Below are 24922 nucleotides of genomic sequence, written 5' to 3' on the forward strand. Positions count from 1 at the left end.
GTGAACCTATTGCTTGACACGCCCCGGCTCGTTTCGGGTCCGTTACGGGTGTGTGACGATCGCCGAAGGAGGGCCGCCCGATGCTCACCGAGGACTCGACTACCGATGCCGGTGCCCCCGAGAGCCCGGTCGAGATCGCCGCGGGGGCGCTCGCCGCAGGCGTCGACCGCGAGCGCCTCGGTGCGCGCCTGCGCGAGCTGCGGCTCGCCTCCGGCATGTCGCTGCGCGCCCTCGCCCGGGAGCTCGGGATCTCGGCGAGCGCGGTCTCGCAGATCGAGCGCGGCTCGATGCAGCCCTCGGTCGGCCGCCTGATCGCCGTGGTCGGCGCGCTCGGGGTGCCGCTGTCGGCGGTCTTCGACGAGCCGGCGCCCCCGTCGGTCGCCACGGCGGTCGTGCGCGCGGGCGACGTCGCTCCGGTGACTCTCGACGGCGGCGTGCTGTTCCGTCGGCTCGCGCCCCGCCCGGTCGAGGCGGTCGACTTCTTCGAGTCGACCTACCCGCCGGGGTCGACCTCGACCGCGCATCGCCAGTTCCTGCGGCACGACGGCTTCGAGGTCGGCACGGTGACGCTCGGCGAGCTCACGGTGGAGTTCGAGGACGAGACCGTCGTGCTGGCGGCCGGCGATGCGATCACGTTCCCCTGCGAGCGTCCGCACCGCATGGTGAACCGCGGGGCGTCGACGGCCGTCGCGACCTGGCTGATCGTGCACCGCTGACCCGCCCGGCGCCGTCGTGCGCGGAACCACCTGGGTATGGGAGAGTGGCGTCGCTCCTCCACAGAGGGGGAGGGGTCGGAGGCTGTCCACACCCGCGACGGGACGCGGTCGAGGGCCCTCCTCGATGTCGGTGCCGACTGGTGTGCTGTGCGCCTCGAGCGATTGGTGCGGAACATGGACGGACGACAGAACGGCGGGCGCGACCACGGGTGCCCGATGTGGTGCGCGGGCGAGCACGACGAGGTGGGAGGGCGGGCGCGGCGGCTGCACCGCTCCGAGGCGCGCAGCGTGCCGGTCGTGCGCTGGCGGCCCGAGGTCTCCGCCGACGAGCCCGAGGCGCTCGTCGTGCACGTCTCGGTCTGCCGCCCGGGGGACGACGGCGAGGAGCGGCTCCGGATCGAGTCCGACGCGCTCGGAGCGCTCGATCTCGATCTCAGCGGAGCGGCCCGCCTCGTCCGGGCGGTCGAGCGGGCGCTCCTGCTACGAGGAGTCGCGGGATGAGACGCGGGGAGGATTCGGCGGGAGCAGGTCCGCCAGCTCGACGTCCAGCGCCTCGCAGAGCGCGAAGAGGGTCTTCAGCTGCGGGTTCGCGGGGGAGCCGGGCTTCGACTCCCCCTTCTCGAACTTCTGGTAGGTGTAGCCCGCGAGTCCGGCGGCGTGGGCGATGCGCTCCTGGCTCTCGTTCTTGGCCATGCGCGCGCGGTGGAGGTTGGTGCCGAGCTCGCGGGCGTACTCGGCCCAGTCGCGCTCGGGGAGGGGTGTCGACATGCTGGCCAGCTTCCGAGAAGAACGCGCGCGGGTCACCCATACGCGCATGGGAAATTGCGGATGGTCATACGCGCGTGCCACCCGGGCGAGGGGAGACCGCCACCGCGAGAAGGGCACCGCGTACACTGTCCGGGTGCCCGTGAACCCCGAACTGACCGGCCGCGCCTTCGCGCCCACCGCCGTCTACCAGGTGGGTCGAGAGAAGGTCCGCGAATTCGCGCGCGCCGTGCTCGCCACCTCTCCGCTCCACCACGACCCCGAGGCCGCGCGCCGCGCCGGGTACGCCGACGTGATCGCGCCGCCGACCTTCGCCGTCGTGCTGCAGGAGCTCACCGTCTCGCAGGTGCTGGCCGAGCCCGACTCCGGTATCGACTTCAGCCGGGTCGTCCACGGCGACCAGCGCTTCGTGCACTCCCGCCCCATCGTCGCCGGCGACGAGCTCGTGGCCGTGCTGAGCGTCTCGAGCGTCAAGCAGCTCGGTCCGCACTCCATGGTGACGATGGAGTCCGCCGTCACCGACAGCGACGGCGCGCACGTCGTCACCGCTGTGTCCACCCTCGTCGTCAGGGGAGACGAATGAGCACCGAGTCCGCCGCCGTGCCCACCGGGGAGCCGCTCGCGCCGCTCCCCGTCCTCGCCGAGCTCCAGCAGGGCCAGGTCCTCGCCGAGCGCCGTCTGCACTTCGAACGCGACACCCTCGTGCGCTACGCGGGTGCGTCGGGCGACTTCAACCCGATCCACTACCGCGACGACGTCGCCGCCGAGGTCGGGCTCCCCGGCGTCCTCGCGCACGGGATGCTCACCATGGGCACCGCGGTCCAGGTCGTCGTCGACTGGGTCGGCGATGCCGGCCGCATCCTCGACTACCAGGTCCGCTTCACCCGCCCCGTCGTCGTCGACCCCCGCGAGGGCGCCGACGTCGACGTGGTCGCCAAGGTCGGAGCGATCGACGCCGAGGCCGGCTGGGTCCGGGTCGATCTGGTGGTCTCGGTCGCCGGTCAGGCCGTGCTGGGCAAGGCCCAGGCGCGCGTCCGGCTCGTCTGACCCGGTGCCGATGACGCCGCCGTCCCTCTCCACGCTGACCACGCTGCGCGTCGGCGGCGCTCCCGAGCGCTACTTCGAGCCCGCCACCGCGACCGAGCTGGTCTCGGTGCTGCAGGAGCTGTGGGCCGACGACGAGCCGTGGCTGCTGCTGGGAGGCGGGTCGAACCTCCTCATCGGCGACGACGGAGTCGAGGGCGCGGTCGTCCGCGTCCGCACGACGGGAGTCGAGCGGCTGCACTCGGATCGGCCCGGCTCCGTGCACCTGCGCGTGCAGGCGGGCGAGTCGTGGGACGGACTGGTCGCGACCACCGTCCGGAACGGCTGGACCGGACTGGAGGCCCTCAGCGGGATCCCCGGAACCGTCGGAGCCTCGCCCGTGCAGAACATCGGCGCCTACGGCCAGGAGCTCAGCGACACGCTCGTCGCTGTCGACTTCCTCGACGAGGGCGCGCGCGAGCCCGTGCGCCTCACTGCGGCCGAGCTCGAGCTCGGCTACCGCACGTCGGTGCTCAAGCAGGGCCGCCGCGGCGCGGTCCTCGCCGTCGAGTTCGCCCTCGAGGAGACGGAGGGGGTCGGCGCCCCGATCGCGTACGCGCAGCTCGCCTCGGCGCTCGGCGTCGAGCTCGGGGACCGGGTCCCCGTCGACCGCGTGCGCGAGACCGTGCTCCGGCTGCGCTCCTCCAAGGGCATGGTGCTCGACGCGGACGACCCCGACACCGCCAGCGCGGGGTCCTTCTTCACGAACCCGATCGTCACGAGCGCCGCCGCCGCCGGGCTGCCGCCGACCGCACCGCGCTGGCCGGTCGAGCCGGCCGCCGAGGCCGACGTCGTCACTCCGCTCGACGCCGTCGCCGCGGGCGCGCCGATCGGTCTGCCCGCGCCCTCGTCGCCCGACGCCCTCGTCAAGCTCAGCGCCGCATGGCTGATCGAGCACTCCGGAGTCTCGCGCGGGTTCGCCCTGCCCGGCTCGCGAGCGGCCGTGTCGAGCAAGCACACCCTCGCGCTGACCAACCGCGGCGGCGCGCGCGCCGAGGAGGTCGCGGAGCTCGCCCGCTACGTCCAGGGCCGCGTGCTCTCGGAGTTCGGCGTGCTGCTGCACCCCGAGCCCGTGGTCGTCGGCACCACGGTCTGAGGCGGCGCGGCCGTCCCCTGCTGGTCGAGCAGCCGCGCAATGGCGTATCGAGACCGCGAAGGCCTGCGGCCGCTACTCGATCAGCGAGGCCGATCAGGCGTCGCGGCGGATCCAGCGGAACGTCAGGCGGCTCGCGAGGAGCCCGAGGACGAGCCAGACGCCGAGCACGATCGCCACGCCGCCGAGATCCCAGGCGCCGTCGACCTCGAGCTGCTCGAAGTCGGCGGGGAGGAACACGGCGCGCATGCCCTGCGCGATCCACTTCAGCGGGAACACGCTCGCGATGTTCTGCAGCCAGTCGGGCAGCGTGGTGAACGACAGGTACGAGCCCGAGATGAACTGCAGGACCAGCAGCGGCGGCACGATCACCGCGGTCGCGCTCTTGCCGGACCGGGGGAGCGCCGAGACCGCGATGCCGAGGATCGCGGAGGTCGCGACTCCGGCGAGGTAGATCCAGGTGAAGGTCGCCCAGCGCCCGCCGTCGGTCGGGAGCTCGACCGAGAAGGCCGTGGCGGCGACGACCAGCAGGAGCGCCGTCTGCGCGACGCTCGTGACCAGCACCTGGCCGAACTTGCCGAGGAAGTAGCTCAGCACGGGCAGCGGAGCGCCGGCGAGGCGCTTCAGGGTGCCGTCGCTCCGCTCCACCGCGATGTCGACGCCGAGGTTCTGCACGCCCGAGAGCAGGATGCCCGCGGCGACCAGCCCGGGTACGTAGTACTCGGCCATGGTGATGCCCGGATCCTGCGGGTCCGCCTGCATGATCGCGTTCTCGCCGAACGCGACCGAGAAGATCGTGAGCAGCAGCACCGGGAAGAGGAAGGTGAAGAACACCTGGTCGGGCGCCCGGAAGTAGGAGCGGACCTCGTAGCGGGCGCGGGCGGCGCCGAGGCGAAGGGTGCGGCCCGGTCCGGTGCGCAGCCGGGTGCGGGGGCGGGCCTGGGTGATCGCGCTCATGCCGGCTCTCCGATCATGTCGAGGGCGATGCCGCCGTCGCTCGCCCGGTCGTCCCGGATGAGGTCGAGGTAGATGTCCTCGAGGCTGGGCCGCTGGACCTCGAGCGCCGGCGGCTCGCCGAGCCGCGCCGAGAGCTCGGCGACGAAGCGGGTCGGCTCGCTCGTGCGGACCCGGTGGAGCACGCCGGCCTCCTCCCACTGCACGATGGGCACCCGCGCCTCGTCGCCGCCGATCTCGCCGATGGGGCCGATGGCCAGGAGCCGACCGCCCGCGATGACCGCGGCCCGGTCGCCGAGACGGGCGGCCTCGTCGAGGTAGTGGGTGGTGAGGAGGATCGTGGTGCCCTCGCTCTTCAGGAGCGCGACGAGCTCCCAGAACGAGTGCCGCGCCTCCGGGTCGAAGCCCGTGGTGGGCTCGTCGAGGAACACCAGTTCGGGACGCCCGATGATGCCCAGGGCGACGTCGACCCTGCGGCGCTGACCGCCCGAGAGCTTGCCGATGCGCGAGCGCGCCTTCGAGGTGAGTCCGACGGCCTCGATGGTCTCGTCGACGTCGCGCGGACGCGGGTAGAGGCCGGCGAAGTGCGCGATCTGCTCGCGGACCGTCGCGTTGCCTGACTCTCCGCTGGACTGCAGCACGATGCCGAGCCGGGACTTCCAGGCGAGGTCGCCGTGGCGCGGGTCGACTCCGAGCACCGAGGCCTCGCCGCCGGAGCGGTCGCGGTAGCCCTCGAGGATCTCGATCGTCGTCGACTTGCCTGCGCCGTTGGGCCCCAGGAGGGCGAACGTCTCTCCGCGATGGATGTCGAACGAGATGCCGGTCAGTGCGGGCGCGCCACCGTAGTCCTTCCGCAGATCTCGGACTCGGACTGCTGCGTCAGGGCTCATCGCACCAGCGTGCCCTGTCCCGGCCCCCATTGACAGCTCTGCACCCTTTTCGCCACCCCCTCTTGCGATTTCCCCCCTCGTCCCCCACGCCCGCACCCGCCAGCGACAGGATGCTCGCCATCGACCGCGGCGCCTCGACCCACGCTCCCTCCACCGAGTGCAGTACCCGCAGTGGCGCCGGCACAGCCCCGCCGACCTTCCCCGAACGCCAGAAGAAGCGGCCACCGGCTCGCCGGCACGGCCGAGCCGAACCTCCTCCGACGTCAGGAGAAGCGGCCAACGGCTCGCCGGCACGGCCGAGCCGAACCGGCGATCCGCGTGCGAGCGGATCGCCGTAGGCGGACGCTGGACGCCCTGCAGATCGCGACCACCTCGCGAGCCGACCGCGGCCGATCGACGACGGAGGAGGAGAGAGGCAGGAAGCTCAGCCGAACAGCTTCTGCAACCGCCGCACGCCCTCGAGCAGTGCGTCGTCGCCGAGTGCGTAGGAGAGGCGCAGGTATCCGCTCGGGCCGAAGGCCTCTCCGGGGACGGTGGCGACCTCGGCCTTCTCGAGGATCAGGTCGGCCAGCTCGAGGGAGGTGGTCGGCGTGACGCCGTCCCACTCGCGGTTCAGCAGGCCCCGGACGTCGGGGTAGACGTAGAACGCGCCGCCCGGGGTGGGGCAGTCGACGCCGTCGATCGCGTTCAGCTCGGCGACGATGGTGCGGCGGCGGCGGTCGAACGCGAGACGCATCTCCTCGGCCGGCTCCTGCGGACCCGTCAGGGCGGCGATGGCGGCGCGCTGCGAGATGTTGGAGACGTTGCTCGAGAGGTGCGACTGCAGGTTCGAGGCGCCCGAGATCGCGTCGGCGGGGCCGACCATCCATCCCACGCGCCAGCCGGTCATCGCGTAGGTCTTCGCGACTCCGTTGACGAGGATCGTGCGGTCGCGCAGCTCCGGAACGGCCTCGACGATGGAGGTCGCCCGCTCGAGGGGACCGGCGTCGTCCTGGCCGTCGACGGCGTAGACGAGGTTCTGGTAGATCTCGTCCGCGATGACCCAGAGGCCGTGCTCCTGCGCCCACTCGCCGATGGCGCGGGTCTGCTCGGCCGAGTAGACCGCTCCGGTGGGGTTCGACGGCGAGACGAACAGGAGGACCTTGGTGCGCTCGGTGCGCGCCTCCTCGAGCTGCTCGACCGTGACGAGGTAGCCCTGGTCGGCTCCGGCGAAGACGTCGACCTGCACGCCGCCGGCGAGCTTGATCGCCTCGGGGTACGTGGTCCAGTAGGGGGTCGGCACGAGGACCTCGTCGCCGTCGTCGAGGAGGGTCTGGAACGCCTGGTAGACGGCCTGCTTGCCGCCGTTGGTCACGACGACCTGCGACGCCTCGACGGCCCATCCGGAGTCGCGCGCCGTCTTCTCGGCGATCGCGGCGCGGAGATCCGGCAGGCCCGCCGCCGGGGTGTAGCGGTAGTTCTTCGGGTCGAGCACGGCGGCCGACGCGGCCTCGACGATGTGCTCGGGAGTGAGGAAGTCCGGCTCTCCCGCCGCGTACGAGATGACGGGGCGCCCCTGCGCCTGGAGGGCCTTGGCCTTCGCGTCGACCTTGAGGGTCGCGGACTCGGCGATGGCGGAGATTCGGGCGGAGACGCGCGTGGGAGCAGACACGAGCGCCAGCGTATCCTCTGCGCGCGCGAGGCCGCATCCGTGCGCCGGGGCCCGGCTGGACACTCCTGGCGGGTCCACGTACACTCTTCCGAGGTAGTCGAACTCTGCCACTCTTCACCGCGCCCGACAGGGCTGCGACGGGTGTCGGAGGGTTCGGTTCCTCCTCGGATGCCCGCAACGGCATCCATAGGGCGGTGGCTCAATTGGTAGAGCAGCGGTCTCCAAAACCGCAGGTTGCAGGTTCGAGCCCTGTCCGCCCTGCACATCGATGCCCGTCGCACGCGGTCCCCGCGATGCAGCGGACATCGGTCCAGGGTCGCCCGATGGGCGGCCGGCCACACCGGAGGTTCCGGTGCGGGAAAGGTGCGTGCAGGTGGCCGGGAAAGCAGTCGACGAGCCGAGCGAGGACGTCGTCGCGATCGCGAATCAGCAGCGTGCGGCGCGGCGCAATCCGTTCGCGCGGATCGCCCTCTTCATCCGGCAGGTCATCGCCGAGCTGAAGAAGGTCGTGACGCCGACCAGGAAAGAACTCGGCAACTACGTCGTGGTGGTCCTGATCTTCGTCGTCATCATGATGGCGCTGGTGTCGTTCCTCGACTGGGTGTTCGCGCTGGCCGTCACGTACGTCTTCGGCACACCGGGCGCCTGACCCGGCGGCGTCCCGATCCGCTCAGCGGAGGACGCCGGCCACAGCGGGACGCGCCCTCGGGGCGCGACCGCATCGATCGAGAGAGAGTTGTGACGAGTGTCTGACAGAAACCGCGACGACGTCGACTGGTCGACGGCTGCCGAGCAGTCGTCGGAGGTCGAGGAGACGCAGGAGGGCGGCACCCTCACGCAGGCGGAGGACTCCGTCGAGCCCGCTGAGGAGGGCGCCCTGAGCGTCATCGACGAGAACGAGTCCGAGGAGGACCTCGCGTCCGACCTCGAGGCCGCGCTCGACGCCATCGGGTCGGTCGACGACCCCGATGCCGACCGCGCCGTCGACGAGGCCGCGCACATCGACACCGTCGAGGAGGCCGAAGCGGCCCTCGAGGCCGTCGAGGACGAGGCCGAGGTCGCCGCCGAGGACGCGGAGGCCGCCGGCGAGGACCTCGCCGACATCGACCCCTACGAGGCGTTCCGCACGGAGCTCCGCGGCAAGCCCGGCAAGTGGTACGTCATCCACTCCTACGCCGGCTTCGAGAAGCGCGTGAAGTCGAACATCGAGAACCGCAAGGTCTCGCTCGAGGCCGAGGACTACATCTTCGAGGTCCAGGTCCCGATGGAGGACGTGGTCGAGATCAAGAACGGCCAGCGCAAGATGGTCACGCGCGTGCGCATCCCCGGCTACGTGCTGGTGCGCATGGACCTCAACGAGGACTCGTGGTCGGTCGTCCGCCACACCCCGGGTGTCACCGGCTTCGTGGGCAACGCCCACAACCCGACTCCGCTGCGCTTCGAGGAGGCCTTCACGATGCTGAAGAGCCTCGTCGAGATCAAGGACGTCGCCCCCTCGAAGGCGCCCGGCGCGAAGGGCCAGAAGCAGGCGCAGCGCGTGCTGCCCGCCGAGGTCGACTTCGAGATCGGCGAGACCATCACCATCAAGGAGGGCTCGTTCGCCGGGCTCCCCGGCTCCATCAGCGAGATCAAGCCCGAGAGCGGCAAGCTCACGGTGCTCGTGTCGCTGTTCGAGCGCGAGACCCCCGTCGAGCTGTCGTTCGACCAGGTCACCAAGCTCTGACGTCCCGACGTCCCGACGTCGCGACGACGCCCTCTCCGCTGCTGCGGAGGGGGCGTTCGCCGTTCCGGGGGTGCTCCTCGGCGCGGGTGCCGGTGCGATCTGCAGGGGATCCCGGCGAAGAAGCGCTTTCCTCCGCCTCGCAGGCGCGGGCCGGCCCGATTCCCCTGCAGACGGTGCGGATGCCTGCAGATGGTGCGCGTGCCTGCAGATGGTGCGCATGCCTGCAGAAGATGCGGGGCCCGCGGATCCGCCCTGTCGGGAGTGGCGAGAGCCGTGTAAGCTCGTACGGGTTTTCGTGTCGGCGCCCGTTCGCGTGCGCGCCGGCCGACCCTCCTCCACCGCGATCCGACTCCGTCGGGTGCGCGGGAGAGCGGCCGGGAACCCCCGACCACTCGAACCCTGAGAAAAGGAATCAGAATGGCCCCCAAGAAGAAGGTCACCGGCCTGATCAAGCTCCAGATCAAGGCCGGCGCGGCGAACCCCGCGCCCCCGATCGGTCCGGCGCTCGGTCAGCACGGCGTCAACATCATGGAGTTCTGCAAGGCGTACAACGCGCAGACCGAGTCGCAGCGCGGCAACGTCATCCCCGTCGAGATCACTGTCTACGAGGACCGCTCGTTCACCTTCATCCTGAAGACCCCGCCCGCCGCGGAGCTCATCAAGAAGGCCGCCGGCGTCGCCAAGGGCTCCTCGACCCCGCACACCGTGAAGGTCGCGAAGCTCACCCAGGCGCAGGTCCGCGAGATCGCCGAGGCGAAGCAGGTCGACCTGAACGCCAACGACATCGACGCCGCCGCGAAGATCATCGCCGGCACCGCTCGCTCGATGGGCATCACGGTCGAGGGCTAGTCCTCGCCCTTCCAGAACTCAACATCCGTGGGAGAGCCCGCCAGGCTCTAGAACCACATTCTCGTTTCAAGGAGAAACAACATGGCACAGAAGTCGAAGGCCTACCGGGCCGCCGCGGCCAAGCTCGAAGAGGGCAAGTACTACACCGCCGAGGAGGCCGTCGCGCTCGCTCGCGAGACCGGCTCCGCGAAGTTCAACAGCACCGTCGAGGTCGCGCTGAAGCTGGGCGTCGACCCGCGCAAGGCCGACCAGATGGTCCGCGGCACGGTCATCCTGCCGCACGGCACGGGCAAGACCGCCCGCGTCATCGTGTTCGCGACGGGTCCGGCCGCTGAGGCCGCGATCGCCGCGGGCGCCGACGAGGTCGGCGGCGCCGAGCTCATCGAGAAGGTCGCCGGCGGTTACGTCGCGTTCGACTCCGCCGTCTCGACGCCGGAGCTCATGGGCCAGGTCGGACGTCTCGGAAAGGTGCTCGGCCCCCGCGGCCTCATGCCCAACCCGAAGACCGGCACCGTGACCCCGGACGTGGCCAAGGCCGTGAACGAGATCAAGGGCGGAAAGATCGAGTTCCGCGTCGACAAGCACGCCAACGTGCACCTCGTCGTCGGCAAGGCCGCGTTCACCGAGGAGCAGCTCCAGGAGAACTTCAAGACGGCTCTCGACGAGATCAACCGCCTCAAGCCCTCCTCCTCGAAGGGCCGCTACATCCAGAAGGCCGCCGTCTCGACGACCTTCGGCCCCGGCATCCCGCTGGACGTCAACGTCCTCGCGTAAGTCGGAGTCGCTGCACTGCAGCACCGACAGGAGGGGGTCCGCTTCGGCGGGCCCCCTCCTTCGTTCTCGGTGTCCGGGACAACCGCGCGAAGGTGAACGTCGGGTGAACGAACGGCGCGGCGGCTCCCGGACGTTTGGCGTGCCGCGGGGCGCGACGCACACTGTTCGTCGTGCCCGAACTGCTCGTCCTGATCCTGGTGATCACCACCGCACTCGCCTTCGACTTCACGAACGGGTTCCACGACACCGGCAACGCGATGGCGTCGTCGATCGCGACGGGGGCACTGAAGCCCAAGCGCGCGGTCGCCCTCTCGGCGGTCCTCAACCTGGTGGGCGCGTTCCTCTCGATCGAGGTCGCGAAGACCGTCGGCGGCGACGTGGTCGACCTCAGCGCCGCCCAGGGCGAGCAGCTGATGCTCATCGTCTTCGCGGGACTCGTGGGCGGCATCATATGGAACCTCGCGACGTGGCTGTTCGGCCTGCCCTCCAGCTCCTCGCACGCCCTCTTCGGCGGCCTCATCGGCGCCGCGCTCGTCTGGGGTCTCGTCGCAGGGCTGAACGGCGTGAAGTGGGACGGAGTGCTGGCGAAGGTCGTCGTGCCGGCGCTGCTCGCTCCGGTGATCGCCTCACTCGTCGCGGCGACGGGGACGCGCCTCATCACCCGGATCACCCGCTCACTGCCGCGCGAGTCGTCCGAGCGCCGGTTCCGCTACGGACAGATCGGCTCCGCCTCGCTCATCTCACTGGCGCACGGCACCAACGACGCGCAGAAGACGATGGGCGTCATCTTCCTCGCCCTGATCGCCTACGGAGCGGCGACTCCCGAGAGCGACGTGCCGTTCTGGGTCAAGGCGTCGTGCGCCGTCGCGATCGCGCTCGGCACCTACCTCGGCGGCTGGCGCATCATCCGGACGCTCGGCAAGGGTCTCGTCGACATCACAGCCCCGCAGGGCCTCGCCGCCGACACCTCCTCGGCCGCCATCATCCTGACGTCGAGCCACCTCGGCCTGCCGCTGTCGACCACGCACGTGGCGACCGGCTCGATCCTGGGGTCGGGCCTCGGGCTCCCCGGCGGCTCGGTCCGCTGGCGGGTGGCGGGCCGGATGGTCCTCGCCTGGTTCATCACGCTCCCGGCCGCCGCCGTCGTGGGGGCGCTCTGCTGGCTGCTCGCGAACGCGGTGGGCGGACTCGGCGGCGTGCTGGTCGTCTTCGTGCTTCTCGTCGCCGCCGCGACCGCGATGTGGCTGCACTCGCGCCGCTCTCCGATCACCGCGGACAACGTCACCGAGGACTGGGAGGCCGCCGTGCCGGTTCCCGAACCCGTCCGCCCCGTCACCGTGGAGGGCTCGCGATGAGCATCGACCTCGCCGCCATCGGCGGATCCGTCCTGCAGGTCCTCGTCGTCGGGCTGCTGTTCGGCGCCGGGCTGCCCGCCCTGTTCGCCCTGGGGGTGCGCGCGTCGGCCGTCGCCGACGGCTCCGTCGACGGGCGGCCCGCTCAGGGGCGGGCCGTCGCGGTGCTGTGCTTCGGCCTCGCCGCCGCGGCGGTCGCGGCCGGCATCGTCGTGATCGTCTTCGGCAAGCAGATCTTCGGGGGCTGAGTGGACCCGCACTCGACAGGAGGAACGGGCGGTTCCGTGGTCCGCCGGGCGGTGGCGTCCGACGCTCCCGAGCTCGCCCGCGTCGCCGCGATCACGTTCCCGCTCGCCTGCCCGCCGCACACCACGGACGAGGCGAAGGCCGAGTTCGTCCGCACGGTGCTGTCGGAGGAGCGCTTCGCGGGCTACCTCGCGGATCCGGACCGGTCGCTGTTCGTCGCGGAGGACGCCTCCGGGGCCGCGACCGGCTACACGATGCTCGTACGGGGCGAGCCGGGCGACGCCGATGCGGCCGCCGCGGTGCGCCTGCGGCCGACCGTCGAGCTCAGCAAGTGCTACGTAATGCCCGGCAGCCACGGGAGCGGAGTCGCCTCCGCGCTGATGGAGGAGTCGCTCGAGGACGGCCGGGGGAGCGGGTCCGCCGGGGTGTGGCTCGGGGTGAACCGGCTCAACGAGCGCGCGCAGCGGTTCTACGCGCGGCACGGCTTCGCAGTGGTGGGGGAGAAGCGCTTCCTCGTCGGCGACCGATATGAGGACGACTTCGTGCTGGAGCGCCCGCTGCCCTGATGCTCGCGGAGGATCCTGGCGGGTCAGCCCTCGCAGACGGTGAGGACGATCTTGCCGCGCGTGTGGCCGGTCTCGAGCTGCTCGTGGGCCTCCGACGCCTTCTCGAGCGGGAAGACGCCGTCGATGAAGACGCGCACGTCGCCCGACTCGAGCAGGCGCGAGACGACGGCCAGCGTCGCTCCGTCGGGCGCGACCTTGAACGTCGAGGCGCGCACGCCCGCGGCGGCCGCCTCCTCGAAGAACCCGGGCCAGCTGCCGGTCGGCGCGTTCACGATCAGTCCGCCGGGTCGCAGCACGCGCAGCGAGCGGGAGCCGGTGTCGTCGTGCACGTTGCCGACGAGGTCGATCACGACGTCGACGTCGGCGAGCACCTCGTCGAAGCGCTCGGCGGTGTGGTCGACGACCTGGGAGGCGCCGAGCTCGCGCAGCCACTGCAGGTTGCGCGTGGATCCGGTCGCGATGACGGAGGCGCCGAAGTAGGCGGCGAACTGCACGGCGAAGTGGCCGACTCCGCCGGATCCGGCGTGGATGAGGATCCGCTGGCCCTCGTGCGCCTTGGCGAGCTCGACGACCATGCCCCACGCGGTGAGCGCGGCGAGCGGCACCCCGGCCGCCTCGACGTGCGACAGCGTCGAGGGCTTCCGCGAGACGGAGACGCTGGGCACGCTGACGTACTGGGCGTAGGAGCCCGAGTAGCGGGGCACCATCACGAAGCCGTAGACCTCGTCACCGGGGCGCAGCGGGTGCGCCGGGTACGGGCTCGAGACGACGACGCCCGAGAAGTCGTGGCCGAGGACCGCGGGGTAGGAGGTGATCTGCGACGCGACTCCGCGGCCCGCGCGAGTCTTCACGTCGAGGGGATTCACTCCGGCCGCGATCACCTTGACCGTGAACTCGGCGTTGATGGCCGTGGGGGTCGGCACCGTCGCGAGGTGCAGCACCGAGGCGTCGCCCGGCGCGTCGATGACCGCCGCCGTCATGGTGTCGGGCAGGACCACCTCCTCCGGGATGTCGCCGATCGTGAGGCCGTGTCCGAGCGCACTGCTGTGCATCATCGCCCTTCCTGTGTCCCGGCCCCGGTGGTGGTTCCAGGGGTGGGCGACGCGCTGGCGTGCGTCCCCCGACCCCGTCTCCGAGCGCCGCGCTCAGTCAATCGAGGTAATGAGTCCGGGCTGTTACGGCGGTGTCACCCGCCCGAGAAGATTGGCTCTCGGTCCCCCGTACGGGAGGTGAGGCGGGCTCGGAGGCGCGGTCTGGCACCATGGGGGAATGCAGCGTGGACGAGTCGAGGGCCCCCTGCTGATCGCCGGTTCCGTGCTCGTCCTGGCCGGCCTGGCGCTGCTGCTGGGCGCGCGCCTGAGCCTCACCCGCTGGGTCTACGTCAGCGAGATGGGCGCCCCCGACATGCCCACCGCGGGGGTCGTGCAGGCAGCGCTGCTCCTGGTCGCCGCAGGAGGCACCGCCGTCGCGATCGGCGCCCGCGCGGTGCGCACGCGGCTGCTGCCGGCTCTCCCGCCCGCGCTGGCCCTCCTGCTGGCGTCGGCGTGCTTCGCCCTCGCCTCGCAGGTGACCTGCACGGCCGGCTGCCCGCTGCCGGTCGGGCCGAGCTTCAGCTGGCAGGACCTGATCCACACGAGCGCCGCGGTGCTCGGCTTCGCCTCGGCGTGCGTCGCGATGCTGCAGCTCGCCACGGCGCGGGAGCGGCCGGCGGTCGCCCGCCTCTCGCTGATCGCCGGGATCGCGGTCGCGGTGGTCGCGGGCGCGGGCGCGATCCTCTCGCTCCTCCGCGTGTGGATGCGCCTGGGCGGAACGCTCGAGTTCGTCGCCACCGGGATCGCCCTGCTGTGGCTGGCGATCGTGGGCGCGGTGCTCGCGCGCGAGGAGCTCAGCTCTGCGCGAGCCAGTCGCGGACGTGTCCCCGCAGCAGCTCCGTCTGCCGCTGCTGACCGTCGTCCCGCGGCGGGACCCGCACGAGCCGTGCCTCCGGAAGACCTCTCGCCCACTGCTCCGCGACGGCGACCGGGTGCACCGGATCGCGCTCGGCGGCGATCACGAGCGTCCGCGCGATGACCTGCGCCAGCTCGGTGGAGTCGCGGTAAGCCGCGTTCCGCGGGATCTCGGCGAGGCGGACGGCGCGCTCCTCCGCCTTCGGCGCGCGGAACTGCTGCGCGAGCGCCTCGGCGCCCGCGGGCGACTCCTCCTGAGCGCGGTGGAAGAGCCCGGACGCGCGCAACACCCGCTCGCCGCGTTTGGCGCCGTGGTCGTGCAGCAGCTGGGCGAGGACGGGGAACACCGCGAGGTTCTCGGGAAGGGGCTCCGAGGTGAACGCGGGACGGACGAAGACGGCGCGGTCGATCGGCAGGAACCGCCGGGCGGCGAGGCGCAGGGCGATCGCCGCGCCCATCGAGATGCCGAGCACCGTGAGCGGCTTGTGCGCGGCTCCGGCCCGGACGACCTGCTCGGTGACCTCGTCGGCGAGGGAGTCGAGCGAGAAGTCGGCGCTCGAGCCCAGGAGCTCGGAGGCGCCGTGCGCGCGGACGTCGGGCGCGATCACCTCGCTTCCGGCGGGCAGCGCCGGACGGAGCAGCCCCAGCGGCTGGGAGCGGTCGCCGCCCAGGCCGTGGAGGAGGAGGACGGTCACCGCGCGCCCGCGCGGGTTCTCTCGTGCAGCTCGGCCATCAGCATGCCCGCGAGACGGACCAGGACGTGGATCTCGTCCTCGTCGCGGTCGACCCAGCGGAACTCGGGCTCGGCGTCGATCGGGACGAAGTCGCGGTGCTGCTCCCAGACGACCAGCGTGCGCTCGGCGCCGAGCACGTACTGCTGCCAGAAGACCTGCCGGAGGTAGTGGCGCGGGATGCTGCGCCAGGGCTTGGTCGTGGTCTTGATCTCGCAGAGCTCCAGCCGGCCGTCCTCGCGCAGGCCGATGCCGTCGGGGGTGGCGAGGTGGCGTCGCTCCTGGCTCGCGTGGAAGAGGGTGCTGCTGGGCTCGATCTCGTGCTCGCGGAGCACCCACGCGGCGATCTCGGGCTCGCGGGCCCGGCCGTGGTCGGTGAACGCGTTGCCGCCGAAGCCGCTGCCGTAGAGCTTGTCGAGCGCGACGCGGTCGATCGCGGCGGCCGAGGAGAGGCGGGCCACATCCGTCGCCGTGATGCCCCGGGAGCGGGCGCGCAGCCAGGCGACGCGATCACCGGAGTGGGCGACGACGCGCTTCAGGTGCGGCGGCTCGGCCTCCCGGAAGACGGGCTGCGTCTCCCATGGGAACGTGAGCTGCAGATCGGGCACCGATCCATTCTGCGCCCGTTCCCAGGCGCTGCCGAATCGGCACGCGGGGCTCCGGCGTTCGCCGAGCGCGAGATCTCGCAGGATCCGGAGGACTGCGGGTGCAGGTCAGGAGGCCGCGAGGAAGGAGTCGACGACCGCGGGGGAGAGGAGGTGGCGGCGCACCATCAGGGCGGCTCCGCGGACGCCGCCGCCGCGGTCGCCGGAGGCCTGCACGATGTCGAGGGAGCGGGTGGCCAGGGGGAGGGAGCGGCGGTAGACGACCTCCCGGACGCCCGCGAGGACCTCGTGGCTCGCCTCCGCGATGCTGCCGCCGATGACGATGACCGAGGGGTTGAGCAGGTTCACGCAGGTGGCGAGCACCTCGCCGATGTCGCGGCCGGCGGCCCGGGTCAGCTCGACGGCCGTCGGGTCGCCCGCGTTCAGCAGCCGCACGACGTCGGAGGTGCTGCTCACGTCGCCGCCCAGCCGGCGGGCGATCGCGGAGCCGCTCGCGATCGCCTCGAGGTCGGCGTCGCCGTGATCGCCCGGCACCTGCACGTGCCCGAGATCGCCGGCCGCGCCCAGGGCGCCGCGCTGCAGCGCGCCTCCGCTGACGATGCCGGCGCCGATGCCGGTGGACACCTTCACGTAGAGGAGGTCGTCGACGCCGGCGTAGTGGTCGGCGTGCTCGCCCAGGGCCAGGAGGTTCACGTCGTTGTCGACGAGCACGGGCACGGGCAGGGTGCGCGCGACGAAGGCGGGGATGTCGAAGCGGTCCCAGCCGGGCATGATCGGCGGCTTCACCGGGCGGCCGGTGGCGTGCTCGACCGGCCCGGGGACGCCGACGCCGACGCCGGCGAGCGGGCCCGCGGCGGGGGCCCCGGCGAGCAGGGCGGCGGCGGTGTCGAGTGCGTGGCCCAGGACGGCGAGCGGGCCGTCGGCGATCGCGATCGCCTCGCGTCTCTCGGCCAGGACGACGCCGTCGAGGTCGGTGAGGGCGATGGTCGCGTGCGCGGCCCCGAGGTCGATCGCCAGCAGGCTGCGGGCGCTCGGGTCGAAGGCGATGCGGGCGGCGGGGCGGCCGCCGGAGGAGGGGGCGTCGTCGCGCCGGACGACGAGGCCGGTGGCGGCCAGCAGGTCGAGCTGGGCCGAGACCGCCGCGCGGGGGAGCCCGGTCTCGGCGACCACGTCGGCGCGGGTGCGGGCGTCTCCGTCGGAGAGGAGGAGGAGCAGCTCGCCCTGCGCGCTCGTGGCGGAGCGGCGGCGGGTCGGCATGGCGGAAGTCAACCACAGCACCGGGCCTTCTGCTGGCGACACGAACGACTTCTCCTGCGGAGTCGCGAAGTTCTGCTTGTTGCCGGTCAAAAGTCCGCGTAGGGTTCGGAGCACCCACGTTCGACGTCGATCAGGAGCACCCCCGGTGGCCACATCCACAGACCTCTCCGTCCAGCTCTACTCGGTCCGCGAGCCGCTCGCCGCCGACCTGCCCGCCACCCTCGACCGCCTCGCCGGCATCGGCTTCACGAAGGTCGAGCTCTTCTCGTTCGTCGACCTCGCGGAGGGCTACCGTTCGGCGCTGCCCGCCAGCGGCCTGACGGCGCCCAGCGCCCACGCGCGCCTCCTCGGGCCGCAGGAGGGCACCTCCGTCGACGAGATCCTCGACATCGCCGCGTCGCTCGGCGTGCAGACGGTGATCGATCCGCACGTGGACCCGACCCGCTGGACCACCGCAGACGACGTCAGGACGATCGCCGACGAGCTCAACGCGCTCGTCGACTCCGCCGCCTCGCGCGGACTCGCCCTCGGCTACCACAACCACGCGTTCGAGTTCGAGAACCGCGTCGACGGCCTCAGCGCCTTCGAGCACCTCGCGAGCCTGCTCGACGACCGGATCGTGCTCGAGCTCGACACCTACTGGGCCGCGGTCGGCGGCGACGACCCCGCCGCGGTTCTCGGCCGCCTCGGCGAGAAGGTCCGCTTCCTCCACATCAAGGACGGCCCGGTCTCGAGCGACACGCAGGAGCAGCTGCCCGCCGGGAAGGGCGCGATGGACATCCCGTCGATCCTCGCCGCCGCCCCGCAGGCGCTTCCGGTGCTCGAGTTCGACGCCTACGCGGGCGACATCTTCGAGGGCCTGACCACCGGCTTCTCCTACGTCTCGGAGCTCTCCGCATGAGCGGCGCGGGACGCGTCGGCGTCGGCGTCATCGGCGCCGGGAACATCAGCACGCAGTACCTCACCAACCTCACGGTCTTCCCCGACCTCGAGGTGCTCTTCGTGGCCGACATCGACCTCGAGCGCGCGAAGGCCCAGGCCGAGGCCTTCGGCGTCCCGGGATCGGGCACCGTCGAAGAGCTGCTCGCGCACCCCGGCATCGAGATCGTCGTCAACCTGACGATCCCGGCCGCGCACGTCGAGGTCGCCCGCCGGGCCCTCGAGGCCGGCAAGCACGTCTGGACCGAGAAGCCCTTCTCGCTCGACCGCGACAGCGGCGTCGAACTGCTGGCACTGGCGAAGGAGAAGGGGCTGCGCGTCGCGACGGCACCGGACACCTTCCTCGGCGCGGGCCTGCAGACCGCGCAGCGGGTCATCGAGAGCGGAGCCATCGGCACGCCCCTCTCGGCCATCACGTTGTTCCAGGGCCCCGGCCCCGAGGGCTGGCACCCGAACCCCGAGTTCTTCTTCGCGCCCGGCGGCGGCCCGCTGCTGGACATGGGGCCGTACTACATCACGACCCTCGTGCAGAACCTCGGCCCGGTCGAGAGCGTCACCGCGGTGTCCTCACAGGCGCGCACCACCCGCGTCGTCGGCTCCGGCCCGCGCGAGGGGACCGAGTTCCCGGTCACGATCCCCACGCACATCGGCGGACTGCTCCGCTTCGAGTCCGGCGCCTCGGCGCAGGGCGTCTGGAGCTTCGAGTCGAGCATGCAGCGGATGGGCTTCGTCGAGATCAACGGCTCCGAGGGCACGCTCGTGCTGCCGGACCCCAACATGCACGACGGCGAGGTCACCCTGTACCGCCGCGGCGAGAAGGAGCCGGAGGTCATCACGGCCACCGGCTCGACGTTCTCGCGCGGCACCGGGGTGCTCGAGCTCGCCCGGGCGATCCGGGCCGATCGGCCCGAGGCGGCGTCCGGCGACCTCGCGTACCACGTCACCGACGTGATGCTGTCGCTCCTCGAGGCGGCCGAGACGGGCGAGAAGGTGCTCGTCGAGAGCACCGTCGCGCCCCGCCCGGCGGTCCCCGAGGACTGGGACCCGAGCGAAGCGACCCTGGTCTGATGGGCGGAGCCCTGCGCGTCGGCGTGCTCGGCGGCGGGTTCATGGCCGCCGTGCACAGCCGGGCGGCCCGGAGCACCGGCGCGGTCCTGGCCGGCGTCGCCTCCTCCAGCCCCGAGAAGGGCGAGAGGGCGGCGGGCGAGCTCGGCTTCGAGCGCGCCTACGCCGACGCGCGGGCGCTGATCGAGGACGACGGCATCGACGTGATCCACGTCTGCACGCCCAACGCGTCGCACGCCGAGCTCGCCCTGGCTGCGATCGCAGCGGGGAAGCACGTGGTCTGCGAGAAGCCGCTGGCCGCGACGGTGGCCGAGGCGGAGTCGCTCGCCAGCGCCGCGTCCGCCGCGGGGATCGTCGCGACGGTGCCGTTCGCCTACCGGTTCCACCCGATGGTGCGCGAGGCGCGCGCCCGGGTCGCGGCGGGTGAGACCGGCCGGCTGGTCACGGTGCGCGGCAGCTATCTGCAGGACTGGCTGCTGGGCGCGTCCGAGGACAATTGGCGAGTGGATCCGGCCGCCGGCGGGCGCTCGCGCGCCTTCGGCGACATCGGGTCGCACCTGGTCGACCTGCTCGAGTTCGTGACGGGCGAGCGGATCGAGGCGCTCGCGGCGATCACGAGCACGATCCACGCCGAGCGCGGCGGCCGTGCGGTCGAGACCGAGGACGTGGCCGGGGCGATCGTCCGCCTGGCCGGGGGCGCCGTCGGCACCCTCCTCGTCTCGCAGGTCACCGCCGGGCACCGCAACGAGCTCGTGCTGGAGGTGTCGGGACTCGAGGAGTCGCTGCGCTTCGAGCAGGAGCTGCCCGAGACGCTCTGGGTCGGGCGCCGCGACAGCGCGGTGCTCGTGCCGCGCGACGGCGCGATCCTCGCTCCCGACGCGGCCCGCCTCTCGATCGTGCCCAGCGGGCATCCGATGGGCTATCAGGACGCGTTCACCGCGTTCGCCCGCGACACCTACGCCGCGATCGCCGGAGCCCAGGTCGAGGGTCTACCGACCTTCGACGACGGACTCCGCGCCGCCCGCATCACCCAGGCCGTGCTCGACGCGGCCGACTCCGGCGCCTGGGTCACCGTGCCCGGCGCGCTCTGACACCCCTGTCGTCTGACACCCCTGTCGAAGGAGACAGCGCCATGAGCGAGAAGACCTACGCCGCCACCCGTCCGGTGACCCTGTTCACGGGCCAGTGGGCGGATCTGCCCTTCGAGGAGGTGGCGCGCCTGGCCTCCGAGTGGGGCTACGACGGCCTCGAGATCGCGGCGTCGGGCGACCACCTCGACCTCCAGCGCGCCGACGAGGACGACTCGTACGTCGCGTCGCGGCTCGAGATCCTGGACCGCTACGGACTCGAGGTCTTCGCGATCTCGAACCACCTCACCGGACAGGCCGTCTGCGACGACCCGATCGACTTCCGCCACAAGGCGCTCGTGCGGGACTACACGTGGGGCGACGGCGACGCCGAGGGCGTGCGGCAGCGGGCCGCGGAGGACATGAAGCGCTCGGCCCGCGTCGCCCGCAAGCTCGGCGTGGACGTGGTCGTCGGCTTCACGGGGTCGAAGATCTGGCCGTACGTGGCCCAGTTCCCGCCGGTGCCGGCCTCGGTCATCGAGGAGGGGTACCAGGACTTCGCGACCCGGTGGAACCCGATCCTGGACGAGTTCGACGCGCAGGGCGTCGTGTTCGCGCACGAGGTGCACCCGTCCGAGATCGCCTACGACTACTGGTCGAGCGTGCGGACGCTCGAGGCGATCGACCACCGGACGGCGTTCGGGTTCAACTGGGACCCGTCGCACATGATGTGGCAGAACATCGACCCGGTCGGCTTCCTCTGGGACTTCAAGGACCGGATCCACCACGTCGACTGCAAGGACACGCGCATGCGTCCGCAGAACGGCCGCGCCGGCGTGCTCGGCTCGCACCTGCCGTGGGGCGACCCGCGGCGCGGCTGGGACTTCGTCTCGACCGGGCACGGGGACGTGCCGTGGGAGGACGCGTTCCGCGCGCTCGAGGCGATCGGCTACTCCGGCCCGATCTCGATCGAGTGGGAGGACGCGGGGATGGACCGACTGCACGGGGCGGCGGAGGCCGTGGGGTTCATCCGCTCGCTGCTCTGGAAGACGCCGACGGCATCGTTCGACGCGGCGTTCTCGAACCAGTAGGCGGCGGCTGCGCGAGATGCCACTCCGGTACGCCTGCGACGGCGTGTCGCGTACCGGAGTGGCATCTCGCCGGAGCGACCGGGGGTGGAGGAGCTACTCCGCGGCCTTGGCGGCGCGCTCGGACTTCAGGCGAGCCTGCTCGCGGCGCACCTCGGCGTAGCGGTTCTGCTCGACGCGAAGCCACTCGGGGACCTCGTCGAGGAGGGCCTGGATCTCGTCGGTCGTGAGCGCCTCGGTGAGTCCGCCGCGGGCGAGCCCCGAGATCGAGACGTTCAGCCGCGAGGCGATGACGGGGCGGGGGTGCGGACCGTTCTCGCGCAGCTCCACGAGCCACGCGGGCGGGTTCGCGACGAGCTCGTCGTACTGCTCGCGCGTGATCGCCGACTCCTGGAACTCCTCCGGGGTCGCGGGCAGGAAGATCTGGAGCTTCTTCGCCGCGGTCGCAGCCTTCATCGTCTGTGTCGCCTTGGCCATGCGGCAACCCTACCGTCGCGCGCACAGCGCCTACCCTGGACGGATGAGCGACGAGCCGGACACCCCGCAGCAGGACGCCGACGTCGTCGGGACGGAGCGCCTGGACGAGGCTGCGGTCGAGGGGCCGGACGGGGACGCGTCGGCGGCGGACGAGCCCGACCAGGACGAGCTCGACCGGGACGAGCCCGATGCGCACGAGCCGGCGGGCCCGGTCTTCTCGGTCGCCCTCGCACCCGGGGTCACCCCGACGAAGTGGACGCGCATCTGGGGCGACCGCCGCGCGGACCTGCCACTGCGCGTGCTGGCGCTCGCCGAGGACGAGACGACGCGCGCGCTGCTCGACGGCCGCGCGCAGGTGGCGTTCGTCCGCGGCGACGTCGACTCCTCCCTCCTCAGCGCCATCCACCTCTACGACGAGCAGCCGGTCGTGGTGCTCGGCCGCGAGCACGCCTTCGCCGACGCGGAGTCGGTCGACGTCGCCGACCTGGCCGACGAGCACCTCCTGCAGGAGCCGTCGGCGGTGCCGGAGTGGGCGGCCGTCGCGGTGGAGATCGCCGACGGCTCGCGGCGACCGCTGCCGAGGATGTCCGGACTCGACGACGCCGTCGAGCAGGTGGCCGCGGGCGTGGGCGTGCTGATCGTGCCGCAGGCGGTCGCCCGCGTGCACAGCCGCAAGGACGTGCGGGCCGTGCCGGTCTCGGGAGTCGCGCCGACCGCGGTGCGCCTGGCCTGGGTCACGGAGGAGAAGACGGACGACGTCGAGGACTTCATCGGCGTGGTCCGCGGCCGCAGCTCGAACACGACGCGCGGCACCGCCGCGACGCCCAAGGTCGAGTCGCGCGCGAAGGCGGCGAAGGCGAAGGCCCGCGAGGCGCGGGAGAAGGCCGAGAAGGCGGGCGGCGGGAAGAAGAAGCCCGCACGTCCGGGCCCGGCGAAGGCCGTCGTGCGGCGCACGCGGAAGCCCCGTGGCCGCTGACTGGAGTCTGCGGGCGGCGACCGCCGACGACGCGGAGTGGATCGCGGAGCTCCGTGCCGTCGTGATGCGGCCCGACCTCGAACGGCTCGACCGCTACGACGAGCACCGCGTGCGGCACCGGTTCCTCGACGGATTCGCGCCCGAGCGCACCCGGGTGATCGTGGTCGACGGCGTCGACGTCGGCTGCATCGCCTCGCGCGTCGAGGACGACGCGGTCTGGATCGAGCACTTCTACCTCGCGACGTCCGCACAGGGCCGGGGCACCGGCTCCGCCGTGCTGCGGCACGTGATGGCCGAGGAGGCCCGGGCGAGGCTGCCGTTCCGGATCGACGTGCTGAAGCTCAGCCCCGCCCGCCGGCTCTACGAGCGCCACGGCTTCCGCTGGGAGCGCGCGGAGGAGTGGGACGACATCCTGGCGACGCCGGCAGGGGCCTGACCCTACTCTGGGACGATGCGCCACGGCATCGTCATCCTCCCGCAGGAGACCTGGACCACCGCCCGCCGGAAGTGGCAGTCGGCGGAGGGACTCGGCTTCGACCACGCCTGGACCTACGACCACCTGTCGTGGCGCTCGCTCGCCGACCAGGTGTGGCACGCGACGATCCCCACGCTCACCGCGGCGGCGCTCGTCACCGAGACGATCCGGCTCGGCACCTTCGTCGCGTCGCCGAACTTCCGGCATCCGGTGCCGTTCGCGAAGGACGTCGCGACGGTCGACGATATCGCCGGCGGGCGCTTCGTGCTGGGCGTCGGCTCGGGAGGCACGGGCTTCGACGCGTCGGTGCTCGGGCAGCCCGCCTACACGGCCCGGCAGCGGCACGAGCGCTACGCGGAGTTCGTGTCGGCGCTGGACGTGCTGCTGCGGCACGAGGAGCCGGGATCGGGCGGGATCGACATCGACGGCGACTGGTTCACGGCCCGCGGGGCCCGGATGGTCGGTGAGCCGGCGCAGCGCCCGCGCGTGCCGTTCGTGCTCGCGGCCAACGGCCCGAAGGGTCTCGCGCTCGTCGCGGAGCGCGGGCAGGGCTGGGTGACCACCGGGCCCGAGGGCACGACGAGCGAGGAGTGGTGGTCGGCGGTGGCCGCGCTGAGCGGGCGGCTCGACGACGCGCTGGAGGCGGCGGGGCGCGATCCGCGCTCGATCGAGCGGCACCTGTCGCTCGACTCCGGGCCGCACTACTCGCTGTCGAGCGTCGACCTCTTCGAAGACATGGCCGGGCGGGCGGGGGAGCTCGGATTCACGGACGTGATCTCGCACTGGCCCCGGGTCGACGGGTTGTACGCGGGCGACGACGAGGTGCTGTACGAGGTGGCGGCGCGGTTCTGAGGGGGCGCGCGCTGTCGGGGCTGCTGGTGACGGTGGTCTCGATACGCCCCTGCGGGGCTACTCGACCAGCAGCAGGTGAGGCGGGTGCGCTGTGCTTGCTGATCGAGTAGCGCGCGGAGCGCGCGTATCGAGATCCGCGATGTCTGGAGTTGGCGGGTCTCGGTACGCCCCTGCGGGGCTACTCGACCAGCAAGGGGTGAGGGGGCGTCAGAGGAGGGAGCGCACGAGGCGGCCGACGACCGGCAGCTCGGTGAAGCCCTCGGACGCGAGGAAGTGGCGGCCGCCGGGGACGACGTCGACCGGGGCGCCGAGTGCCGACGCCAGGGCGTCCGTCGCGGTGGGCGGGACGAACGGGTCGTCGTCGGAGCGGACGACGTGCACGGCGCCGAGATGCGGGCCCGCCTGGGCGACCACGGATCCCGGGTCCTCGCCGAGGAACGCATTCAGCGCCGGCAGGGCGGGCAGAGGCTCGACGAAGCCCGACACCAGCACGGCGGCGTCGACGCGAGTCCCGGTGGCGGCGATGGCGCGCAGGGCGGTCACGCAGCCGAGGCTGTGCGCGACCACGACGAGGCGGCCCGAGCCCCGGGCGGCGCCCAGGGCCTCCGCGACGCTCGAGCGCCAGGCGGCCGCATCCGGAGCCATCGCGTCGGGCAGGACGACGCGCGTCACCGTCGCGCCGAGCGACTCGGCCTCGCGCTCGAGCCACGGGAACCAGTGGGCCCGGACCGAGGCGCGGTAGCCGTGGACGATGAGCAGGTGCGAGGACATGCGGGGGACAA

The 24922-nt window shown here is 72.3% G+C and carries 29 protein-coding genes, 1 tRNA gene and 1 pseudogene; 21 read left to right on the forward strand and 10 right to left on the reverse strand.

Annotation, left to right across the window (positions count from 1 at the left end):
* Positions 1-80: 80 nt before the first annotated feature.
* On the forward strand, positions 81-716 hold the full coding sequence (locus ASF48_RS10195; RefSeq protein ID WP_055790594.1) for a helix-turn-helix domain-containing protein: 636 nt from the start codon (positions 81-83) through the stop codon (positions 714-716).
* A 174-nt stretch (positions 717-890) separates the two neighbouring features.
* Positions 891-1217, forward strand: a complete 327-nt coding sequence (locus ASF48_RS10200; RefSeq protein ID WP_157603136.1) for a DUF6907 domain-containing protein — start codon at positions 891-893, stop codon at positions 1215-1217.
* On the opposite strand, the gene ASF48_RS10205 is transcribed toward ASF48_RS10200, so the two are convergent.
* Entirely contained in the window at positions 1197-1484 is a 288-nt protein-coding gene (locus tag ASF48_RS10205) for a helix-turn-helix domain-containing protein (RefSeq protein ID WP_055790599.1), read from the reverse strand. The genes ASF48_RS10200 and ASF48_RS10205 overlap by 21 nt on opposite strands.
* Before the next feature lie 133 nt (positions 1485-1617).
* Between ASF48_RS10205 and ASF48_RS10210 the strand changes: the two genes are divergently transcribed.
* Genes ASF48_RS10210 through ASF48_RS10220 form a run of 3 tightly spaced genes read left to right on the forward strand, consistent with a single transcriptional unit; the run spans position 1618 to position 3660 of the window.
* Complete coding sequence (locus ASF48_RS10210) at positions 1618-2064, forward strand: FAS1-like dehydratase domain-containing protein (protein ID WP_082481220.1); 447 nt, start codon at positions 1618-1620, stop codon at positions 2062-2064.
* Positions 2061-2528 carry a MaoC/PaaZ C-terminal domain-containing protein gene (locus ASF48_RS10215; RefSeq protein WP_082481223.1) on the forward strand — a complete coding sequence of 156 codons (468 nt, stop codon included), beginning with the start codon at positions 2061-2063 and terminating at the stop codon, positions 2526-2528. Before ASF48_RS10210 ends, ASF48_RS10215 begins: the two co-directional genes overlap by 4 nt.
* Before the next feature lie 10 nt (positions 2529-2538).
* Positions 2539-3660 carry a UDP-N-acetylmuramate dehydrogenase gene (locus tag ASF48_RS10220; protein WP_055790602.1) on the forward strand — a complete coding sequence of 374 codons (1122 nt, stop codon included), beginning with the start codon at positions 2539-2541 and terminating at the stop codon, positions 3658-3660.
* A 93-nt stretch (positions 3661-3753) separates the two neighbouring features.
* Here the strand turns inward: ASF48_RS10220 and ASF48_RS10225 are convergent, their stop codons facing one another.
* The 3 genes from ASF48_RS10225 to ASF48_RS10235 form a co-directional block, all read right to left on the reverse strand.
* A complete protein-coding gene (locus ASF48_RS10225) occupies positions 3754-4614 on the reverse strand; it encodes an ABC transporter permease (RefSeq protein ID WP_055790605.1) in 861 nt (286 codons plus the stop codon).
* Positions 4611-5501 carry an ABC transporter ATP-binding protein gene (locus tag ASF48_RS10230; RefSeq protein WP_055790608.1) on the reverse strand — a complete coding sequence of 297 codons (891 nt, stop codon included), beginning with the start codon at positions 5499-5501 and terminating at the stop codon, positions 4611-4613. The genes ASF48_RS10225 and ASF48_RS10230 overlap by 4 nt, the downstream gene beginning before the upstream one ends.
* Positions 5502-5925: 424 nt before the next feature.
* The gene (locus ASF48_RS10235; protein WP_055790611.1) at positions 5926-7152 is read right to left on the reverse strand and encodes a pyridoxal phosphate-dependent aminotransferase; all 1227 of its coding nucleotides are present in this window, start codon (positions 7150-7152) and stop codon (positions 5926-5928) included.
* 188 nt (positions 7153-7340) lie between these two features.
* Between ASF48_RS10235 and ASF48_RS10240 the strand changes: the two genes are divergently transcribed.
* From ASF48_RS10240 to ASF48_RS10275, 8 genes are all read left to right on the forward strand, one after another.
* A tRNA-Trp gene (locus ASF48_RS10240) sits at positions 7341-7413 on the forward strand.
* Positions 7414-7525: 112 nt separating this feature from the next.
* Positions 7526-7801 carry a preprotein translocase subunit SecE gene (gene secE / locus ASF48_RS10245; protein ID WP_055790614.1) on the forward strand — a complete coding sequence of 92 codons (276 nt, stop codon included), beginning with the start codon at positions 7526-7528 and terminating at the stop codon, positions 7799-7801.
* Positions 7802-7897: 96 nt separating this feature from the next.
* Entirely contained in the window at positions 7898-8875 is a 978-nt protein-coding gene (nusG, locus tag ASF48_RS10250; protein WP_055790617.1) for a transcription termination/antitermination protein NusG, read from the forward strand.
* A 417-nt stretch (positions 8876-9292) separates the two neighbouring features.
* The gene (gene rplK / locus ASF48_RS10255) at positions 9293-9724 is read left to right on the forward strand and encodes a 50S ribosomal protein L11 (protein ID WP_055790620.1); all 432 of its coding nucleotides are present in this window, start codon (positions 9293-9295) and stop codon (positions 9722-9724) included.
* 81 nt (positions 9725-9805) lie between these two features.
* Positions 9806-10498: a 50S ribosomal protein L1 gene (gene rplA, locus ASF48_RS10260; protein ID WP_055790630.1), complete on the forward strand. Its 693-nt coding sequence runs from the start codon at positions 9806-9808 to the stop codon at positions 10496-10498.
* Positions 10499-10668: 170 nt separating this feature from the next.
* The gene (locus tag ASF48_RS10265) at positions 10669-11853 is read left to right on the forward strand and encodes an inorganic phosphate transporter (RefSeq protein ID WP_055791549.1); all 1185 of its coding nucleotides are present in this window, start codon (positions 10669-10671) and stop codon (positions 11851-11853) included.
* Positions 11850-12098: a hypothetical protein gene (locus tag ASF48_RS10270; RefSeq protein ID WP_055790633.1), complete on the forward strand. Its 249-nt coding sequence runs from the start codon at positions 11850-11852 to the stop codon at positions 12096-12098. Before ASF48_RS10265 ends, ASF48_RS10270 begins: the two co-directional genes overlap by 4 nt.
* A gap of 36 nt (positions 12099-12134) precedes the next feature.
* On the forward strand, positions 12135-12662 hold the full coding sequence (locus ASF48_RS10275; protein ID WP_055790636.1) for a GNAT family N-acetyltransferase: 528 nt from the start codon (positions 12135-12137) through the stop codon (positions 12660-12662).
* A gap of 23 nt (positions 12663-12685) precedes the next feature.
* Here the strand turns inward: ASF48_RS10275 and ASF48_RS10280 are convergent, their stop codons facing one another.
* Positions 12686-13714, reverse strand: a complete 1029-nt coding sequence (locus ASF48_RS10280) for an NADP-dependent oxidoreductase (protein WP_442965575.1) — start codon at positions 13712-13714, stop codon at positions 12686-12688.
* A 217-nt stretch (positions 13715-13931) separates the two neighbouring features.
* Between ASF48_RS10280 and ASF48_RS19020 the strand changes: the two are divergent.
* Positions 13932-14516, forward strand: a pseudogene (locus tag ASF48_RS19020) (DUF998 domain-containing protein); the annotation flags it as partial.
* Positions 14517-14547: 31 nt separating this feature from the next.
* On the opposite strand, the gene ASF48_RS19665 reads toward ASF48_RS19020, so the two are convergent.
* The 3 genes from ASF48_RS19665 to ASF48_RS10300 form a co-directional block, all read right to left on the reverse strand.
* Entirely contained in the window at positions 14548-15303 is a 756-nt protein-coding gene (locus tag ASF48_RS19665) for an alpha/beta fold hydrolase (protein ID WP_055790641.1), read from the reverse strand.
* Positions 15300-15947: a YqaJ viral recombinase family protein gene (locus tag ASF48_RS19670; protein ID WP_055790644.1), complete on the reverse strand. Its 648-nt coding sequence runs from the start codon at positions 15945-15947 to the stop codon at positions 15300-15302. Before ASF48_RS19670 ends, ASF48_RS19665 begins: the two co-directional genes overlap by 4 nt.
* 105 nt (positions 15948-16052) lie before the next feature.
* Positions 16053-17291 (reverse strand): ROK family transcriptional regulator, encoded by a 1239-nt coding sequence (locus tag ASF48_RS10300; RefSeq protein ID WP_230673440.1) that lies wholly within the window; start codon positions 17289-17291, stop codon positions 16053-16055.
* Between the two features lie 55 nt (positions 17292-17346).
* On the opposite strand from ASF48_RS10300, the gene ASF48_RS10305 reads away from it, so the two are divergent.
* The 4 genes from ASF48_RS10305 to ASF48_RS10320 are packed head-to-tail and all read left to right on the forward strand — an operon-like array spanning position 17347 to position 21363.
* Entirely contained in the window at positions 17347-18102 is a 756-nt protein-coding gene (locus ASF48_RS10305) for a sugar phosphate isomerase/epimerase family protein (protein ID WP_055790652.1), read from the forward strand.
* Positions 18099-19208 (forward strand): Gfo/Idh/MocA family protein, encoded by a 1110-nt coding sequence (locus ASF48_RS10310; protein ID WP_055790655.1) that lies wholly within the window; start codon positions 18099-18101, stop codon positions 19206-19208. The genes ASF48_RS10305 and ASF48_RS10310 overlap by 4 nt, the downstream gene beginning before the upstream one ends.
* Positions 19208-20296: a Gfo/Idh/MocA family protein gene (locus ASF48_RS10315; RefSeq protein ID WP_055790658.1), complete on the forward strand. Its 1089-nt coding sequence runs from the start codon at positions 19208-19210 to the stop codon at positions 20294-20296. Before ASF48_RS10310 ends, ASF48_RS10315 begins: the two co-directional genes overlap by 1 nt.
* A 41-nt stretch (positions 20297-20337) precedes the next feature.
* Positions 20338-21363 carry a sugar phosphate isomerase/epimerase family protein gene (locus ASF48_RS10320; RefSeq protein WP_055790663.1) on the forward strand — a complete coding sequence of 342 codons (1026 nt, stop codon included), beginning with the start codon at positions 20338-20340 and terminating at the stop codon, positions 21361-21363.
* Between the two features lie 93 nt (positions 21364-21456).
* On the opposite strand, the gene ASF48_RS10325 is transcribed toward ASF48_RS10320, so the two are convergent.
* Positions 21457-21837, reverse strand: a complete 381-nt coding sequence (locus ASF48_RS10325; protein ID WP_055790667.1) for a DUF5997 family protein — start codon at positions 21835-21837, stop codon at positions 21457-21459.
* A gap of 43 nt (positions 21838-21880) precedes the next feature.
* On the opposite strand from ASF48_RS10325, the gene ASF48_RS10330 reads away from it, so the two are divergent.
* The 3 genes from ASF48_RS10330 to ASF48_RS10340 are packed head-to-tail and all read left to right on the forward strand — an operon-like array spanning position 21881 to position 24140.
* Positions 21881-22813 carry a LysR family transcriptional regulator substrate-binding protein gene (locus ASF48_RS10330; RefSeq protein ID WP_082481235.1) on the forward strand — a complete coding sequence of 311 codons (933 nt, stop codon included), beginning with the start codon at positions 21881-21883 and terminating at the stop codon, positions 22811-22813.
* A complete protein-coding gene (locus ASF48_RS10335) occupies positions 22803-23249 on the forward strand; it encodes a GNAT family N-acetyltransferase (RefSeq protein WP_055790670.1) in 447 nt (148 codons plus the stop codon). Before ASF48_RS10330 ends, ASF48_RS10335 begins: the two co-directional genes overlap by 11 nt.
* A 15-nt stretch (positions 23250-23264) precedes the next feature.
* Positions 23265-24140 (forward strand): LLM class flavin-dependent oxidoreductase, encoded by an 876-nt coding sequence (locus ASF48_RS10340; RefSeq protein WP_055790674.1) that lies wholly within the window; start codon positions 23265-23267, stop codon positions 24138-24140.
* A gap of 207 nt (positions 24141-24347) precedes the next feature.
* Here ASF48_RS10340 and ASF48_RS10345 read toward each other — a convergent pair whose 3' ends face one another.
* Positions 24348-24911 (reverse strand): RBBP9/YdeN family alpha/beta hydrolase, encoded by a 564-nt coding sequence (locus ASF48_RS10345; protein WP_055790677.1) that lies wholly within the window; start codon positions 24909-24911, stop codon positions 24348-24350.
* Positions 24912-24922: the final 11 nt, after the last annotated feature.

It is taken from the genome of Rathayibacter sp. Leaf299 (assembly GCF_001423055.1).
GTDB lineage: Bacteria > Actinomycetota > Actinomycetes > Actinomycetales > Microbacteriaceae > Rathayibacter > Rathayibacter caricis.